The sequence below is a fragment of the Paenarthrobacter sp. AB444 genome, assembly GCF_028736865.1.
In the GTDB taxonomy this organism is placed as follows: Bacteria; Actinomycetota; Actinomycetes; order Actinomycetales; family Micrococcaceae; genus Arthrobacter; species Arthrobacter nicotinovorans_B.
This window is the reverse complement of record NZ_JAQZBY010000008.1, coordinates 69,552-86,959: the sequence shown is the minus strand read 5'-3', so window position 1 is coordinate 86,959 and position 17,408 is coordinate 69,552. Positions and strand designations below refer to the sequence as shown.

Genomic DNA, 17,408 nt, shown 5'->3' with positions numbered 1-17,408 from the left:
CCATGGACTTCGGATTCATTCTTTCCAGCGCCCTTGGTGAACTTTTCAGTCCGACGACGGCGGCCTACGCGCTTGCCGCTTTGGGCCTTGCCGTTCACTTCGGCTACTCGGGCCTGCTGAACTTCGGCCAGGCAGGCTTCATGGCGGTAGGCGCCTACGGCTTTGCCATCTCGACGCTGACCTTCAAGGCACCGTTCTTCATCGGCTTGCTGATCGCAGTCCTGTGCTCCGTGATCTTCGCCTTCATCCTGGGTATTCCCACCCTGCGGCTGCGGGCCGATTACCTCGCCATCGTCACCATCGCCGCGGCAGAGATCGTCCGGTACGTCGTGACCACCAACCAGCTGACCAGCGTCACCGGTTCGGCAAACGGCCTGGCCGCGTTCGAGGGCGACTTCTACGCCATGAACCCCTTCCCCGAGGGTTCCTACATGGGCATGAACAACAGGGACTTCTTTATCCGCGTTGTCGGCTGGGCCTTGGTGGTCGTGTGCTGCCTGTTGGTCTGGCTTCTGATGCGCAGCCCGTGGGGACGTGTGCTGAAGGGTATCCGGGAAGACGAGAATGCCGTGCGCTCGCTCGGCAAGAATGTGTACTCCTACAAGATGCAGGCTCTTGTGATCGGCGGCGTCCTCGGTGCTTTGGCCGGCATGATCTTCACCCTCCCCCGCGGCGCAGTCCAACCGTCCAACTACGGCACGGAACTGACGTTCTTCCTCTGGACCTGCCTCCTGCTCGGCGGCATGGCCACAGTACTGGGGCCGGTCATTGGAGCAATGATCTTCTGGGTTGTCCTCTCGCTGACCCAAAGCCTGCTCTATGGCCTCATCGAATCGGGAGTCATCACCTGGCTGACTACAGTGCAGGCCGGCCAGCTGCGCTACATCCTGGTGGGCGTGGCTCTGATGCTCCTGATGATCTTCCGCCCGCAGGGCGTGTTCGGCAATAAGAAGGAGCTTGCTTTCGCATGAGTGAGACCAACGAACGTAACACCGAAAACATCGACTACATGACGGACTCCCGCCCCATCGCCGTCGGGGAAAACACTCCCGGCTGCAAGAAGCGCGATCCGATCGTGGTGGCAGAGGACGTCACGCGTTCCTTTGGCGGCATCAACGCCGTCGACGTGGAATACCTGGAAATTCCCCGCCACAAGATCACGGCGCTGATCGGGCCCAACGGTGCGGGCAAGACCACGCTCTTCAACCTGCTGACAGGATTCGATACCCCCAACACCGGCAAGTGGCAGTTCGAAGGCAACAGCCTGGCTGGCGTGTCCTCCTACAAGGTGGCACGCATGGGCATGGTCCGGACCTTCCAGCTGACCAAGGTGATGGGCAAGCTCACCGTCATGGAGAATATGCGGCTCGGCGCGGCCAACCAGCCCGGCGAGCGCCTCTCCAAGGCCCTCTTCAAAGGCATCTGGGGTGGCCGCGAAAAGGAAATCACCGACCAAGCCAACATCCTGCTGGAAAAGTTCAAGCTGGATGCCAAGAAGGACGACTACGCGGCGTCCCTCTCGGGCGGCCAGCGGAAGCTCCTGGAAATGGCACGCTCGTTGATGGTGAAGCCCAAGCTCGTCATGCTCGATGAGCCGATGGCAGGCGTCAACCCCGCCCTGACACAATCACTGCTGGACCACATCAAGAACCTCAAAGCCGAAGGCATGACTGTCTTGTTCGTTGAGCACGACATGAACATGGTCCGCCACATCGCCGACTGGGTGGTGGTCATGGCAGAGGGCAAGGTTGTTGCCGAAGGACCTCCGGGAGAAGTCATGAAGAATCCTGCCGTCATCGACGCCTACCTTGGTGCCCACCACGACGTCGACCTCGGCGACGCCGAAGGCATCAAGGAACTTGAGGCAGAACTCGAGGCGGACGACGAGTCCGTCGTCGGAACCGAAGATGCCGGAATCCTGTCGGACATCCCTGAATCCACGACGACCTCCCCGACGACAGCTGAGCCGACGACAACCGACCACAGGAACGAGGAGGGCAAATGAGCAGCACCAGTGCCATGCCGGTTCCAGCCGCCGCCCCCACAGACGAGGCCGTAGTCAAGGTCACGAACCTTGTCGCAGGCTACATCCCGGGCGTCAACATCCTGAACGGTTGCAGCATCGAAGCCCGCAAGGGCGAGCTTATCGGCATCATTGGACCCAACGGCGCCGGCAAATCGACACTGCTGAAAGCCATGTTCGGCCTGGTCAAGGTCCACTCGGGCACGGTTGTGGTGCGCGGGCAGGACCTTACAGGGCTGAAGGCGAACAAGCTGGTCACCCAGGGTGTGGGCTTCGTCCCGCAAACCAACAACGTGTTCGCCACGTTGACCATTGAAGAGAACCTGCAGATGGGGATGTTCCAGCGGCCCAAGGTGTTCGCCGAACGCTTTGACTTCGTCGCCAGCCTGTTCCCTGAACTGGCGAAGCGGCGCGCACAGCGGGCCGGTTCGCTCTCCGGTGGTGAGCGCCAGATGGTGGCCATGGGCAGGGCCCTCATGATGGATCCTGCGGTGCTGCTCCTGGATGAGCCCTCCGCGGGCCTCTCCCCCGTCAAGCAGGACGAGACGTTCCTCCGGGTCCACGAAATCAACCGCGCCGGCGTCTCGGTGATCATGGTGGAACAAAACGCACGCCGTTGCCTTCAGATCTGCGACCGCGGCTATGTCCTGGACCAGGGCAAGGACGCGTACACGGGCACTGGCCGCGAACTGATGAAGGACCCCAAGGTCATCCAGCTCTACCTCGGCACACTCGCCGACGAGGTCTAGCAACCGCACCAGCCAAAGGGCGGGTCCGGGATCAGGTTCATGATCCCGGACCCGCCCTTTTTGCTTGTCGGGGCCCACGAGGCCGTCACGACCCACCTGCCGCCCCCATGACAAACCGACGACGGCGGCACTCACCCAAGCGCCGCCGTCGAACCTCCCACCCACTCCACAAGGCAACGCGGGGTCACTTATGGCCCATGTTTGGCCTCTGAAGGGGCCATAAGTGACCCCGCGTTGCCTTAAACGGAACAGGTCCCCTTCCTGCGGAAGGGGACCTGTTCGGGCTTAGTGGAGAGCGGGCTGCTTAGAGCTTGCCGAACTCTTCACGGACCGGCTTGTAGGTGTTGTCGTCCTGGTACTCGTAGATACCGATGTAGGCCTCGGTGGGGTCACCGGCGTCGGAGAACGTGACCGGACCGGACTGGCCGTCGTAGTCGATGTCCTTGCCCTGGCGGAGGAGCGTTACGCAAGCGGCGTAGCTGTTGCACTTCTCGCCACCCTCAGAGACTTCCTTCAGCTTGGCTGCGATGTCCGTGCCCTTGGTGCTCTTGGCAGCTTCAGCAGCCAGTGAGATCAGGTTCACGGCGTCGTAGGACTCACCTGCGTAGCTGTAGTCCTTCAGGGCGGGGTCGATGGCCAGGAGCTTCTTCTTGAAGTCGTCCTTGGCGAAGGTACCCGGGATGGTGCCCTGGGCACCCTTCAATGTGCCCGCCTGGAAGTCCTTGCTGTAGTCGGAGGTGTTGCCGTCCACCATGAACAGCTGCGTGGGCTTGATGCCCTTGCCGGTGATCAACGGGACGATGCTCTTGGCCTGGTCAAAGGTGATCAGCGCGATGGCGTCCGGCTTGGCGGCCAGGACCTTGTCCACCTGGCTGCTGAACTGGGAGTCACCCTCGTTGAACAGTTCCTCGGCCACGACCTTGCCACCGGCTGCTTCGAAGGCTTCCTTTACGTTCTTCTGGAGACCGGTTCCGTAAGCGTCGTTCAATACGATCATGCCAACGGTCTGGGCGCCACAGGTAGCCATGTAGTTGCCGAGCACCTTGCCCTGCAGGACATCGGACGGTGCAGTACGCCAATACAGCCCCTTGTCGTCCCAGGTGGTGAAGTCGGGCGACGTGTTCGCAGGCGAGAACTGGATGACGCCGGCACCGGTGATCTGGTTGATGACCGTCTTGGAAACACCCGAGGACGCTGCACCGATGATGGCGCTGACGCCTTGTCCGAGCAGTGCCGTGGTGGACTGCGTGGCGATGTCGGTCTTGGTGTCACCGGAGTCGCGGTGGACCACGGACACTGGAGCACCCAGGACACCACCGGCGTCGTTGACTTCCTTGATGCCGAGGTTCACGCCGGCGATTTCCGGTGGGCCAAGGAACGCCAGCGACCCCGTTGTCGGCAGGAGCGATCCAATCTTCAGCGGCGTGGACGTCGTGGTGGTCGAAGGAGGTACAGGTCCAGAGTTGGTGGCGGCCTGGCTGTTGCCGGCACCTGCCCCCGCGCTGGGAGCCGGGCAGGAAATCCCCGCCGAGGCTGCGGAACTGGAGCCGGAGCCGGTCTGGCTCGGCGTGGAGGACCCACCACAAGCCGTGGCGAGAAGAGCCACCCCAATGCCAAGCGCTGTCAGCTTGGCGGCCCGGGGCGCCGCTTGGGAAAGATCAAACATTCGTTGTCTCCTCGATCGAAAGGTGCGAACTGCCTTTGATGCGATTACTCAGGTGTTCCTGATTAGGACTCAAACTAGTGCAATTGATCCGGGAACATAAGTGATTCAGGTCACATCCCTATAACACTCGTTGCCTGTGGGGAATCTACGAGCCTGCTGGGAAGATTCTCCGAAAAGAAAACGAAAAAAGGAAGGGGAGCACACGCTCCCCTTCCCGCAGTGCCCCAGGTGGGACTCGAACCCACAACACGCAGATTTTAAGTCTGATGCCTCTGCCAATTGGGCTACTGGGGCGCCCGGACCATGGTATCCCAGCTACAGCCGTTCGAAGGGCGTCGCAAAGCGGAAGGTGCCGCGGACGCCGTCGTGCCAGCCGGGAAGTGGCAGCACTTGGAAGTGGTCGCCCCAGCGGGCTTCAGGCGGCTTGACGCCCACCGAGACACCGGGAACGTAACCGAACCGCGGATAGTAGGCGGGGCTGCCCAACAAGGCGATGCCCGGTTCACCGGCGGCCGCGGCACGGGTGGCGGTTTCCTGCAACAGGGCTGCACCGATCCCCCGCCGCTGCAGTGCAGGAGCCACGCCGACGGGACCCAGGCCAAGGAAGGGCTCATCCCCCACCCAACCGCGGGTAGTGATGACGTGGCCCACGATGTCCCCGCCGATCTCCGCCACGATGCTGAGCTCGGGGATATATTCCTCGCTCTCGAACAACTCCCGCAGCAGGCCAACCTCAATGGGGGTGCCGCCCACCGGTCCACCGGTGACCGGCGAGATGGCAAAGGCCTTGGACGTCAGCTCAAGGATCTTCGCGCGGTCTTGGGGCTGCTCGCTCCGGAGCACGGGATTCAAGGACTCCAAGGGTGTCTCCATGTCTGTTTCGCCAGCCATGGCAATCAGTCTAGGGCCACCGGAACCGCCAGCGGCGTCGTCGTCATACGCGGGTAAACGCCGACGGCGGCCACTCCCCTTCCGGGAGCAGCCGCCGTCGGGCGTGAACTACTTGGCGTCAGCGGTGACCGGGGTCTTGTCCTCGGCAGACTTCCCAGGCGCAGGAGCCGGTGCCGGCGCAGCGGCCGGCTTGGGAGCCGGGGTTGCTGCGGCAACGAAAGCACCGCGCGGGTTGTCGAGGTCGATCAGCTGCGTGGTGTCGCGGCCGGCGAAGAAGGACAGGATCCAGCCGAACACGACGCGGAACTTGCGCTCAACCGTGGGCATCGCCATGCCGTGGTAGCCACGGTGTGCGAGCCAGGCGAGGCCACCCTTGAGGCCGATGCGGCCCAGCAGGTTGATGTTGGCAACACCCTTCCACTCGCCGAAGCCAGCAACAGCACCAAGGTTCTTGTGCTTGTAGTCGTGCAGCGGCTTGTCCCAGCGGGAAGCCCAGAGGTTCTTGGCGAGCTTCTTGGCCTGGCGAAGTGCGTGCTGGGCGTTCGGGACGCAGGTGCCGTCCGGCAGGCCCTTGCCCGTGAGGTCCGGAACAGCGGCGATGTCGCCGGCTGCCCAGGCGTTCTCGATGATGCCCTCGTCGCCTGCGATGCGCAGGTCCGGGAGCACGCGGACGCGGCCGCGCGGTTCCAGCGGGAAGTCGGTGGAGCGGATCATCGGGTTGGCCTGCACACCGGCAGCCCACACCAGGGTGTCGGCTTCGACTTCACCGGCGGACGTCTTGTCCGGCAGGTTGATCAGCTTGAGGTTGTCCTCGGCGCTGTCCAGGGACGTGTTGAGGAGAACCTCAATACCCCGGCTGCGGAGGTGCTCCACAACCCATTCGGCCTGGGAAGCGGTGACCTCGGGCATGATGCGGCCCATGGCTTCGACCAGGATGAAGCGGACCTCTTCCTGGCGGATGCGCGGGTTGTTGCGGACCGCTGCACGGGCGAGATCTTCCATTTCGGTGAGGCATTCGATGCCGGCAAAGCCGCCACCAACAACCACGAAGGTCAGTGCCTTGGCGCGTTCTGCGGGGTCGGTCATGGTCGAAGCGGCTTCGATGCGCTCCAGGACCTTGTTGCGCAGCGCAACGGCTTCCTCGATGGTCTTCAGGCCGATGCCCTTGTCCGCGAGGCCCTTGATGGGGAAGGTACGGGTGATGGCACCAGCTGCGATGACGACGTCGAAGTACGGGATCTCGAACGGTTCGCCACCATCGGACGGAGCCACCACTGCGGTGCGGTTGGCGTGGTCGATGCTGGTGACGCGGCCCTGGATGAGCTCAGTCTGCTTCAGGTGCTGGCGGTGGGAGACGACGGCGTGGCGTGCCTCGATGTTGCCACCGGCCACCTCGGGGAGGAACGGCTGGTAAGTCATGTAGGGCAGCGGATCGACGACGGTGACGATGCCACCTGCATTCGCGATCTTCTTCTGCAGTTTGAGTGCTACGTACAGGCCGACGTAGCCGCCGCCGACGACGAGAACCCGGGGACGGTCAATGAGCTCTGGGGTGGTTGCCATGCATCCAGAGTACCGTACTTTGTGAAAATCTTCACTAGCTACGTTTGGTGGGCGGATCCACCGCCTCCAGGGTTCCCGTCTCTGCCTCTTCGGGCACCGCTGGAGGGTTCTTGGAAACACGCCGCAGCTGGATCGCGGCCCCGGTCACCAAGGCGATGAAAAGGGCGCCGAATCCAAGCACGACGGCGGCGGGCAAGGCCTCGTCGACTGTCGCCGGCGTCTTCGCTGCAGGAACCGTGGGATCGGCCAATGTGGGCGCGGCGCTGGTGGGACTGGCCACCGGCGCTTGCGAAGGTTCGCTGAGGACGCCGCGCCGATGCACCCGGATCCAATCCGCGATGGAGCCCAAGGGGTTGCTGCTGGTAGTGGGGACGTCGCCCTTGAGGGCGGCCTCCGCGTCGAGGATGCCGTAGCCGTAGAGCGGGTCCTTTCCTGGCGCTCCGGCGTCCTTGGCCGTACTGACAATCCTGTTGATGACCTGGCTGGCACTCATTTCCGGCCATTTTGAGCGGATGAGGGCCGCCACGCCGGACACGATCGGCGCGGCTCCGGACGTTCCCGCCCACTCGGCGTAGCCGCCTCCCGGGATACCGCCGACGAGGTTCTCGGCCGGAGCCGCCACTCCGATGCTGATGCCCTGGGAGGAAGAGTCGACGCTGGCGCGGCCTTCGCCGTCGAGACCGGCCACGGTGAGGACGCCCGGGATGGTGGCAGGGGCACCAACCTGGATGTTGCCACCCACCCTGTTACCGGCGGCAGCAACGATCACCACGTCCTTCTGCTCGGCATAGAGGAACGCGGCGTCCCAGCTCTGCGGCCAGTCCGGCGAAGTGCTGCCGAGGGAAATGTTGATGACCTTCGCGCCGTTGTCGACGGCCCAGCGAACGGCATCGGGAATCTGTTCCTGGTCGGTCTTGCCGCCAGGGTTGGGCGAGCCTAGCCACGTGGAGACCGAGAGGATCTCCGCCTCAGGTGCCACGCCTATGGTCCCGTCCGGTCCCCCTGCCGGAGGGGTGGTGGGCACAGGTGCCGGGGATGCCGATGCGGAAGCCGACGGCGGCGGCGTCGGGGTCGTGTGGCCGCGGCCGGCCAACATGGTGGCCACGAGCGTCCCGTGCTCGGTCTTGGCTCCGATGCTTTTCTGCCCATTGGGCGCCCCGGCTCCGGAGACATCCGTTCCGCCCACCACGGCGCCCTTGAGGTCGGGGTGGTTTCCATCGACGCCACTGTCGATGACAGCAACCTTGACCCCTGCGCCCTTGGAGACCTGCCAGGCGTTGGTGACACCGGAATCCTTGAGCCAGAATTCCTTGTCCCGCCAGGCATCCGCAGCAGCGGCGGGCGCCGTCACAAGAGCGCCAAGCAGGGCGCCGCCAGCCATCACGGCAGCTAGCGCTGCGGAGATGGTGCGCCGGTGAGGCACCGTCATACGGCGTCCCGGATACTGAGCGCGATGCCGTCCAGGATGTCGTGCTCACTGGATACGGCTGTACGGATGCTGCCATTGCTGACCTCCGCCAGGCGCGCCAGAATACGACGCCACACCAACGCGCCAGCGCCTATGACGTCGACACGGCCGGGGTGCATGTAGGGAAGGGCAGCACGTTCGGCCCGCGTCATCTCAAGCAGGCTGGTGCACGCATCGCTGATGGTGGCAAGGTCCAGGGAAGCACCGTGGATCCGCTCGGGCTGGTACTCGCTCAGGCCAAGAGCGTGGGCTGTGATGGTGGTGATGGAACCCGCCACACCGACTACCGCGGTGGCGCGATCCAGGGGCACAGTTTCCGCAGCGAGGTCAAGCGCGGCGTCGACGTCGGCCTCTGCCGCGGCGATCTGCGCAGCCGTAGGAGGATCATTGCGAAGGTGGCGTTCCGTGAGCCGCACGCAGCCGATGTCCACCGAGCGCGCCGCGATGACGCCCGCCGAGTCGCCCAGGACGAACTCCGTGCTTCCGCCGCCAAGATCCACCACCAGGACAGCCTTCTCCCCCATCGCCGGCAAGGCGCTGCTGGCCCCGGCGAAGGACAACGCAGCTTCCTCGTCGCCACTGATGACTTCGGGCTCCACACCCAGAAGGTCCCGGATGCCGTCCACGAAGACATCGCGGTTGCGGGCATCGCGGGTAGCGGAGGTGGCCGCGAAACGGACCCGCTCCGCGCCGTGCTCGTTGATCAGTTCCGCATAGTCACGGGCGGCCGCGAAGGTCCGCTCCAGGGCCTCGGGAGCAAGCTCCCCCGTAGCGTCCACGCCTTGCCCCAGCCGGACCACGCGCATTTCACGCACGACGTCGATAAGCGGCCCAGGTGCCCCGCTCGCCGAGGCGTCGGCGATGAGCAGGCGGATGGAGTTGGTGCCGCAATCGATGGCGGCGACACGGCTCATGCTGTTTCCTCGTCGGCCGAAGACTTTGACTTCCGCACCGGCGCGGGACGGCCCACGATGTCCGGAAGGCCTTGCGGTCCATGGCGGCTCAAGTCCCTCGAAGGTGCCTCGCCCGCAGTGTCCCAGGCGCCGTCGCAATAGCAGCGGTCCTTGGTCCACCACTCGGCAATGGCTTCCAAAGCCTCGTCCCCCAGCGGGTTTACTCCGGGACCGGCAGCCAGCGAGTGGCCCACCAGGACATGCAGGCACTTCACGCGGGAGGGCATGCCGCCGGCGGAGATCCCATCGATTTCAGGAACGGCGCCGGTGCCCGAGCGGTCAGCAATGTCGTTGCGGGCCTGCAAGTAGGCTTCGTGGGCATCCCTGTAGGCGCCCGCCAGCTCCTGGTCCCCGGCCAGGCGATCGTTCATCCCGTTCATGAGCCCGCCCGCTTCAAGCCGGGACACCGCGGACGTGATGACGGGATGCGTCAGGTAGAAAGTGGTGGGGAACGGAGTTCCGTTGCTGAGCCGTGGAGCAGTTGCCGCTACCAACGGGTTGCCGCAGACACAGCGTGCGGGGATCTCAACGACATCCCGGACCGGCCTGCCGAGCTGTCGGCTGAGCACCTCGAGATCGTGTGCTGATGGCTGGCGGGATTCCTGCGGCACGGCTGCCGTGTTCTCTTCCACTTGCGCTGCCAACCTTCCTTCCCTTTTTGCCGTGTCCCATGCGGACACGACGGCGGTGGGCGCCGCGTCTAGTCAGTTGCCGATCGTCTGATGGACTCCCAGAGAGCATCCACCCACGGCAGATTCTCCGGGTTTGCAGTTGATCCGGAGCCGGTGCGGCCACCTGGCGTGCCGGCGGCATCTTCCCCGCCAAACACCCAGTAACCTGTTTCACCCGGCATAACCATGTTAATGCGGTCGCGGGCCTGCTGTTTCACATAGTTGGGATCCTGCCACCGGGAGATCTGCTTGTTCAGTTCAGTCTGCTCGGCTTTCCGGCTGGCAATCTCGGCTTCCAAGGCCGAGATTTCGGAGCGCTTCTCGAGGAAAATCTTCACCGTAGGAGCCAACAGGATAGTGATGGCGATCATCACCACGGCCAAGGCCAGCATCCTGCCGGAAAAAGCCTTTGCCGGCACGGGATCAAGCTGTTCTGAGCCTCTGCCCGCCCCATCCTTGGAGTGCCCTTTGTCCGTACGCTTGTGCGCATCACCGGTGCTGCCGCTCTTTGCCTTTGCACCAGCAGGGGCCGACTTTCCGGTCGACTTGGTGCCTGTCGCCGTCGACGATTTTGTCGTCGTCGAGGTTTTGTCAGTGGTGCGCGAGGCACCCAAGGAAATGACGTCGGCGTCGTCGGAAGCCTGGGAGGCGGGACGGCCGGAAGCGGATGCCCCGGCAGGGCGTGCAGAGCCGGCAGGGCGGCCAAGGGCGTCGGCCCTGGGTACTTTTGGTCGACGGGTGGCCATGACACTCCTGTAATGCCCGGTGCTTGCCTGGCGGGGTTGCAGCGCTTGCTTTCGAACCTGGCCAGCCTTAAACAGAACCGGTGGCCATGGTCTTTCCACCATAGCCACCGGTCAGCTGTTTTCGCTGAAGGCTAGCCCTTGAAACGCGGGAACGCGCTGCGGCCGGCGTAGCGTGCGGCGTCGTCGAGTTCTTCTTCGATGCGCAGCAGCTGGTTGTACTTGGCAACTCGCTCGGAACGGGCCGGGGCACCGGTCTTGATCTGACCGGCGTTGGTGGCAACGGCGATGTCAGCAATCGTGGTGTCCTCGGTTTCGCCGGAGCGGTGCGAGGTGATGGTGGTGTAGCCCGAACGCTGGGCCAGGGAAACGGCGTCCAGGGTTTCGGTCAGGGAGCCGATCTGGTTGACCTTGACCAGCAGGGAGTTTGCCGTTGCGGCGTCGATGCCCTGCTGCAGGCGGACCGGGTTGGTGACGAAGAGGTCATCGCCCACCAGCTGGACCTTGTCACCGATGGTGTCGGTGAGGGTCTTCCAGCCTTCCCAGTCGTTCTCGTCCAGCGGGTCCTCGATGGAAACCAGCGGGTAGTCGGCAACGAGTTCGGCGTAGTAGGCGCTCATCTCGGTGGCCGAAAGTGCCTTGCCTTCGAACTGGTAAGCGCCGTCCTTGTAGAACTCGGAGGAGGCAACGTCCAGTGCCAGGGCGATGTCCGTGCCCGGGGTGTAGCCGGCGTTCTTGATGGCTTCGGTGATCAGGTCCAGTGCTGCACGGTTGGACGGCAGGTTGGGAGCGAAACCACCTTCGTCGCCGAGGCCCGTGGAGAGGCCCTTCTCCTGGAGGACGGCCTTGAGGTTGTGGTAGACCTCAACGCCCCAGCGCAGGCCCTCGGAGAAGGTCTCGGCGCCGATCGGGGCGATCATGAATTCCTGGATGTCGACGTCGGAGTCGGCGTGCGAGCCACCGTTGAGGATGTTCATCAGCGGAACGGGCAGCACGTGGGCGTTCGGGCCGCCCAGGTACTTGTAGAGCGGCAGGTCGGCCGAGGCTGCGGCGGCGTTGGCCACGGCCAGGGAGACTCCCAGGATGGCGTTGGCGCCCAGCTTGCCCTTGTTCGGGGTGCCGTCGAGGTCGATCATGGCCTGGTCGATGCTGCGCTGGTCAGTGGCGTCGAAGCCAATGAGTGCCGGGGAGATCTCGTCGATGACGGCGTCGACGGCCTTCTGGACACCCTTGCCGAGGTAACGGCCCTTGTCGCCGTCGCGGAGTTCGACAGCTTCGTGCTCGCCGGTGGAAGCACCGGAGGGAACTGCTGCGCGGCCGATCTGGCCGTCGGAGAGCAGAACCTCAACTTCTACGGTCGGGTTTCCGCGGGAATCAAGGATCTCGCGTGCGTGGATGGCATCGATAAGCGCCATGGATGTGCTCCTTATGGGCAAATTACAGGAATGAGGAGGGAAATTCTCAACGTCCTCGTCGCTACTAGCGTAGTCCAGAGTGGCTCAGGTTACGGAACGAATTCCAACCTTTCACGTCATGAAGGCCGGGCCTGGCGGTTCTGAAACGATCGAACAGCGGCACGGAGAGCCCGTTCGGCGTCTAATCCCTGATCCCGGGCTCCGGCGACGATCCCCAGGAGCAACTCACCGAGGGCCTCTTCAGAGTCCGGGATGACAGGAATTTCGACAGCGGACGCCTCGCCTTGGGTGCCGAGTCCCGCACGCTCAGCCCGGTCAAGGGACTTTTGCGCGGCCGCCAACGCGGGAAGGTGCGGCGGAATGCCCTCGAAGGGATCCTTGCGTTCCGGTTTTTCCGCGCGTTTGGCAGCGTCCCACTTGACGATGATCTCCTCGACGCTCGCCGGGAAAGTCTCCCGGAGGGAACCGTCGGCCTTGAAAACGTGCCCGTTGCGCCGGACCATCTTCGCGTTGATGCCCTGGGCCACGGCTGCGAAATCGAAACTGCCGCGCTCCTCGGCGAGCCGGGCATGAAGCACTACCTGGAGCAGCACATCACCCAGCTCGCCGCGGAGCTCATCGTCAACAGCGCCGGCTTCGATCGAGTCCACCACTTCATAGGCTTCCTCGATCAGGTACTCAACCAGCGACTCGTGCGTGAGCGCCCCCATCCAGGGGCAGTGCTCACGCAGGGCGGCAACCGTTCCCAGCAGCTCGTCGAGGCTGGTTTTGTCAGCCGAGGTTGGCGTAGGCATCGTTGATGTACTCGACCAAAGCTTCGCGCTCATCCAGCGGGAGGAAGGCTGCCTCAGCTGCGTTGAGGGTCAGTTCCAGCAGGTCATCGAGGTCGTAGTCGAAGGTTTCCACCAGGAGCTCGAACTCGTCCGTCAGGGTGACCCCGCTCATCAGGCGGTTATCGGTGTTGATGGTCACGTTGAAGCCCAGTTGGAAGAGCATGTCCACCGGGTGGCTCTCGATGCCCTCGCCGAAACCGGAAATTGCTCCGGTTTGCAGGTTCGAGGACGGGCAGATCTCCAGGGCGATTCCACGGTCGCGGACCCAGCCGGCAACGTTGCCGATGGTCACCATGCCAACGGTGCCCTCGCCGTCGTCGTCCGGGTTGTCCTCGAACTCGACCGAAATGTCCTCGGCAATCCGCACGCCGTGGCCCAGGCGCAAGGCCCTGCCATCAACAAGTGCGGACTGGATGCTTTCCAGCCCGGCGGCTTCTCCAGCGTGAATAGTGGCGGGGAAGTTGTTCTCCGCCAAGTAGGTGAAGGCGTCCTTGAAGCGCGATGGCAGGAAGCCGTCCTCAGCGCCGGCAATGTCGAAACCAACGGCTCCGTTGGTCCGGTGGCGGACCGCGAGTTCGGCGATCTCCTGGCCACGGTCAGCATGGCGCATGGCAGTGATCAGCTGGCCCACCTGGATCTGCTGGCCACGCTCCTCGGCGGCATCCACGCCCGCCTCAAGGCCAGCCTGGACGGCATCCACCACTTCATCAAGGGTCAAGCCCTTCTGGAGGTGCTGCTCCGGCGCCCAACGGACTTCGCCGTACACCACGCCGTCTTCAGCCAGGTCCTCGACGAACTCCTTGGCAACCCGGAACAGGCCTTCCTTGGTCTGCATCACGGCGATGGTGTGGTCGAACGTCTCGAGGTACCGGACCAAGGAACCGGAATCGGCGGAGTCACGGAACCATTGGCCGAGGGCCACAGGGTCGGTGGAGGGAAGCGTGTGGCCCACAGCCTGGGCGAGTTCAATGATGGTGGCGGGGCGGAGGCCACCATCCAGGTGGTCATGAAGGGAAACCTTGGGCAGGCTCTTCAGATCGAAGTCGAGGGCAGGGGCAGCGTCAAGTATGGGCTCAGTCACGTACTAAGACTAGGGGGACGGCCGGACCTTAGCCAGCGGGCTTGGAACGGTCGACGCCCACCACGGCCTTGTGGGACTCATCCATCGACGGAGCCTGCGCGGCTGCGGCGGCCTCCTTGGAGTGGTCCCTTTTCTCAAGGTATTTGTGCCACCAGCGGAGCGTGTGATCCACGATGATACCCAGCACCACAGCGAAGGCAACGGCGATACCAACGCCCAGGAGCGGATTGTGGTGCACCCATTGACCGGCAAGCAGGCCGATGCCGATGGAGTATGCCACCCACGTGATGCACGCGAAGGCGTCTAGCCAGAAGAAGGTCCGGTGCCGGAAGCCGGTCTGTCCCGCGACGTAGTTCACGGCAACGCGGCCCCACGGAATGTAGCGGGCCGTGAAGATCAGCACAGCGCCGCGCTTGTCGAGTTCGTACTGGGCCCATGCGAACATTTTTTGTACCTTGGGGCGGCGCATCCACTTCCAGCGGGTCAGGCCAATTTTGCGCCCCAGCATGTACGCCATGTTGTCGCCGGCCATGGCTCCCACCAGGGCCGTTGCGCCCAGGATCCAAAGATTCGGTTCTCCGCTGTGAAGGGACAGCGCCGAGAGACCAACAATGGCTGTTTCGCTGGGGAGGATGGTGGCAAATCCGTCAATGAAGAAGAAGACGAGAAGTACGGGATATATCCAGGGCTGCCCGGCTGCATGCTCGAGCATTTGGTTCAAAAACTCCACGCGGCGGTAGCTCCTAGATGAATATGACTTGACAGTGTGATCGAAGTCGCTCTTAGTGTCCCATGGCCGGGACGTCGTTCGCTACGCCCCAGCCGTGGAATCACACGCTTAACGCTATCGGCCGGGCCTTGCTGCGGCGTCAACCGGCGGACTGATCTTGGGAGGCCACGGGCGTCATACCGTGGGTGGAGGCGGGGCATCCTGTTCGGCGATGTTCTTGCCGTCCAGGGGCGCGGCACCGCGGACCTTGCTGATGATGCGGTCAATAATGACGCCAAGGATTACTGCCACCACAATCGCGATGACGGCCCCCAGCAGATGGTTGTGCTCGAACCACACGCCAAAGAAGTACCCCAGGACCACGGAGTAGCTGGCCCACAGAATCGCCGAAAGCGCAGTCAGAGCCACAAAGCGGCGATGGTTGAAGTGCGTTGCTCCGGCGGTGAGGTTGACTGCCACCCGGCCGATGGGAATGAACCTGGCCACCATGATGAGCGAGGCGGCCCGGCGTCGGAGTTCCTTGCCCGCCCAGCGGAAAGCACCCTGCATCCGTTGCCTGCGCATCCAGCGCCATCGCTGCGTACCGATCCGGCTGCCGATGATGTACGCGATGTTGTCCCCGGCGAAGGCGCCAAAGGCCGCCATGAGGCCCAGCAGCCAGATGTTCGGCACACCGCTGCTGCCGGATACAGCGCTGAGGCCCACCACCACGGACTCGCTGGGTATGGGAGGAAAGAAGCCGTCAATCAGGCAGCACGCCAACACCAGGAACAGCACCCACGGCTGTCCCGCCGCGGCCAGGATGAAATCGTTGATGCCCTGCACGGTTTCCTTAAGGTAGGCGGCTCCCCCACAGGCGCCGGGTGACAAATGTTCCGGGCCACCCGCTGGATGGCCCGGAACAATTAAGCCTAGGCGATTCTGCTGATAATCAGCTGACTGCCCGGCCGCGAACCCTCCGGGGCAATGACCACCGCGTCGCGGAGAGCTTCCTTGGCCCGGTCGAACTTCTCCGGGGTGTCCGTCAGGAGCGTCATCAACGGCTCGCCCGCGCGCACCAGGGCTCCGGGCTTGGCGTGCATCCGGACGCCTGCCCCGGCCTGCACTTTGTCCTCCTTGCGGGCCCTGCCGGCGCCGAGCCGCCAAGCTGCGACGCCCACGGACAGTGCGTCCAGCTCGACCAGGACACCGTCGGCGGGGGCGTAAACCACCTCCGACTCCTTGGCTACCGGCAACGCCGCCCGGGGATCGCCGCCTTGGGCCTCGATCATCCGGTTCCAGACGTCCATCGCGCGGCCGTCCTTGAGCGCGGCCGCCGGATCGGCGTCGTGGATACCGGCACCGGCCAGCATCTCCTCGGCCAAGCGGACGGTAAGTTCGACGACGTCTTCCGGACCGCCTCCCGCGAGGACCTCCACTGACTCTTCCACTTCGATGGCGTTGCCTGCTGTGAGTCCCAACGGCGTCGACATGTCGGTAAGCAAGGCAACGGTGTGTACGCCTGCATCCTTGCCCAGTGCCACCATCGTTTCGGCAAGCTCCCGGGCCTTGGCTTCGTCCTTCATGAACGCTCCGGAGCCCACTTTGACGTCCAGGACCAACGAGCCCGTGCCTTCGGCGATCTTTTTGCTCATGATTGAGGACGCAATCAGCGGAATCGCCTCCACCGTCCCGGTGACATCGCGCAAGGCGTACAGCTTCTTGTCCGCGGGAGCCAGACCCGATCCGGCAGCACAGATCACAGCACCCACGTCCTGCAGCTGGGCCATGATCTCGTCGTTGCTGAGGTTGGCGCGCCACCCGGGAATCGCCTCGAGCTTGTCCAGGGTTCCCCCGGTGTGGCCAAGGCCGCGGCCGGACAACTGCGGTACAGCGACGCCGAAAACAGCCACCAACGGGGCCAGCGGCAAGGTGATCTTGTCCCCTACCCCACCGGTGGAGTGCTTGTCGCTGGTGGCTTTCCGGCCGCCGTCGGGCGTTGTCAGCGACGAAAAGTCCATCCGCTCACCCGAGGCGATCATCGCGGAAGTCCAGCGCGAAATCTCCTGGCGGTCCATGCCGTTGAGCAGGATGGCCATGTTCAGGGCCGCCATCTGTTCCTCAGCGATGACGCCGCGCGTATAGGCGTCGATGGTCCAGTCGATCTGTTCCGGGGTGAGCGTGCCCTTGTCACGTTTGATGGTGATGATCTGGACAGCGTCGAAGGCTTCAGTGCTGGTCAAGGGTCTCCTCCAGATGTTCAGGACCAAAAGCGTCAGGAAGCACCTGGTCCATGGTTTTGATGCCTTGGGTAGTCATGAGCTGCATCCCGGGTGCCCGGAATTCGTAGAGCAGCTGGCGGCAGCGTCCGCATGGCATGAGCACATTGCCCTGGCCGTCCACGCAATAGAAAGCGGCGATCCTGCCGCCGCCGCTCATGTGGAGTTGGCCAACCAGGGCGCACTCGGCGCAGAGAGTCAGTCCGTAGCTGGCGTTCTCCACATTGCAGCCGCTGACGATCCTGCCGTCCTCGGTGAGGGCCGCAGCCCCCACCGGGAACTTCGAGTAGGGAGCATAGGCATTGGCCATGGCCTGGACCGCGGCAGCTTCCAGGGCCTGCCAGTCGACGTCATCCGCTGGCAT

17 protein-coding genes and 1 tRNA gene are annotated in these 17,408 nt (G+C 63.9%); 3 read left to right on the top strand and 15 right to left on the bottom strand.

Annotated elements, in window-relative coordinates:
- Positions 1-2 precede the first annotated feature (2 nt).
- From PQ627_RS11555 to PQ627_RS11545, 3 genes are read left to right on the top strand one after another with little or no spacing between them, the layout of a single operon-like run.
- The gene (locus PQ627_RS11555) at positions 3-971 is read left to right on the top strand and encodes a branched-chain amino acid ABC transporter permease (RefSeq protein ID WP_144662332.1); all 969 of its coding nucleotides are present in this window, start codon (positions 3-5) and stop codon (positions 969-971) included.
- Entirely contained in the window at positions 968-2,005 is a 1,038-nt protein-coding gene (locus tag PQ627_RS11550) for an ABC transporter ATP-binding protein (RefSeq protein WP_274261115.1), read from the top strand. Before PQ627_RS11555 ends, PQ627_RS11550 begins: the two co-directional genes overlap by 4 nt.
- Complete coding sequence (locus PQ627_RS11545) at positions 2,002-2,772, top strand: ABC transporter ATP-binding protein (RefSeq protein ID WP_144662334.1); 771 nt, start codon at positions 2,002-2,004, stop codon at positions 2,770-2,772. Before PQ627_RS11550 ends, PQ627_RS11545 begins: the two co-directional genes overlap by 4 nt.
- Before the next feature lie 304 nt (positions 2,773-3,076).
- Here PQ627_RS11545 and PQ627_RS11540 read toward each other — a convergent pair whose 3' ends face one another.
- The 15 genes from PQ627_RS11540 to PQ627_RS11470 form a co-directional block, all read right to left on the bottom strand.
- Positions 3,077-4,438, bottom strand: coding sequence for an ABC transporter substrate-binding protein (locus PQ627_RS11540; RefSeq protein WP_144662335.1), 1,362 nt, complete (start codon positions 4,436-4,438; stop codon positions 3,077-3,079).
- A gap of 220 nt (positions 4,439-4,658) precedes the next feature.
- A tRNA-Leu gene (locus PQ627_RS11535) sits at positions 4,659-4,732 on the bottom strand.
- Between the two features lie 21 nt (positions 4,733-4,753).
- Positions 4,754-5,329 carry a GNAT family N-acetyltransferase gene (locus tag PQ627_RS11530; RefSeq protein ID WP_274261112.1) on the bottom strand — a complete coding sequence of 192 codons (576 nt, stop codon included), beginning with the start codon at positions 5,327-5,329 and terminating at the stop codon, positions 4,754-4,756.
- A gap of 108 nt (positions 5,330-5,437) precedes the next feature.
- A complete protein-coding gene (locus PQ627_RS11525; protein WP_274261110.1) occupies positions 5,438-6,892 on the bottom strand; it encodes an NAD(P)/FAD-dependent oxidoreductase in 1,455 nt (484 codons plus the stop codon).
- A 34-nt stretch (positions 6,893-6,926) separates the two neighbouring features.
- Positions 6,927-8,321, bottom strand: coding sequence for a S8 family serine peptidase (locus tag PQ627_RS11520; protein ID WP_274261108.1), 1,395 nt, complete (start codon positions 8,319-8,321; stop codon positions 6,927-6,929).
- The gene (locus PQ627_RS11515; protein ID WP_274261106.1) at positions 8,318-9,274 is read right to left on the bottom strand and encodes a Ppx/GppA phosphatase family protein; all 957 of its coding nucleotides are present in this window, start codon (positions 9,272-9,274) and stop codon (positions 8,318-8,320) included. The genes PQ627_RS11520 and PQ627_RS11515 overlap by 4 nt, the downstream gene beginning before the upstream one ends.
- Positions 9,271-9,945: a DUF501 domain-containing protein gene (locus tag PQ627_RS11510; RefSeq protein ID WP_274261104.1), complete on the bottom strand. Its 675-nt coding sequence runs from the start codon at positions 9,943-9,945 to the stop codon at positions 9,271-9,273. Before PQ627_RS11510 ends, PQ627_RS11515 begins: the two co-directional genes overlap by 4 nt.
- Before the next feature lie 68 nt (positions 9,946-10,013).
- The gene (locus PQ627_RS11505) at positions 10,014-10,730 is read right to left on the bottom strand and encodes an FtsB family cell division protein (protein ID WP_274261102.1); all 717 of its coding nucleotides are present in this window, start codon (positions 10,728-10,730) and stop codon (positions 10,014-10,016) included.
- Between the two features lie 131 nt (positions 10,731-10,861).
- Positions 10,862-12,142 (bottom strand): phosphopyruvate hydratase, encoded by a 1,281-nt coding sequence (gene eno, locus PQ627_RS11500; protein ID WP_142939905.1) that lies wholly within the window; start codon positions 12,140-12,142, stop codon positions 10,862-10,864.
- A gap of 116 nt (positions 12,143-12,258) precedes the next feature.
- The gene (locus tag PQ627_RS11495; protein WP_274261098.1) at positions 12,259-12,936 is read right to left on the bottom strand and encodes a MazG nucleotide pyrophosphohydrolase domain-containing protein; all 678 of its coding nucleotides are present in this window, start codon (positions 12,934-12,936) and stop codon (positions 12,259-12,261) included.
- Positions 12,914-14,056: an adenosine deaminase gene (locus PQ627_RS11490; protein ID WP_274261096.1), complete on the bottom strand. Its 1,143-nt coding sequence runs from the start codon at positions 14,054-14,056 to the stop codon at positions 12,914-12,916. Before PQ627_RS11490 ends, PQ627_RS11495 begins: the two co-directional genes overlap by 23 nt.
- Positions 14,057-14,084: 28 nt before the next feature.
- Complete coding sequence (locus tag PQ627_RS11485) at positions 14,085-14,768, bottom strand: DedA family protein (protein ID WP_274261283.1); 684 nt, start codon at positions 14,766-14,768, stop codon at positions 14,085-14,087.
- Between the two features lie 192 nt (positions 14,769-14,960).
- Positions 14,961-15,611 (bottom strand): DedA family protein, encoded by a 651-nt coding sequence (locus tag PQ627_RS11480; RefSeq protein ID WP_274261094.1) that lies wholly within the window; start codon positions 15,609-15,611, stop codon positions 14,961-14,963.
- A gap of 86 nt (positions 15,612-15,697) precedes the next feature.
- Positions 15,698-17,008, bottom strand: coding sequence for a thymidine phosphorylase (locus PQ627_RS11475; RefSeq protein WP_144662345.1), 1,311 nt, complete (start codon positions 17,006-17,008; stop codon positions 15,698-15,700).
- A complete protein-coding gene (locus tag PQ627_RS11470) occupies positions 16,995-17,408 on the bottom strand; it encodes a cytidine deaminase (RefSeq protein ID WP_274261091.1) in 414 nt (137 codons plus the stop codon). Before PQ627_RS11470 ends, PQ627_RS11475 begins: the two co-directional genes overlap by 14 nt.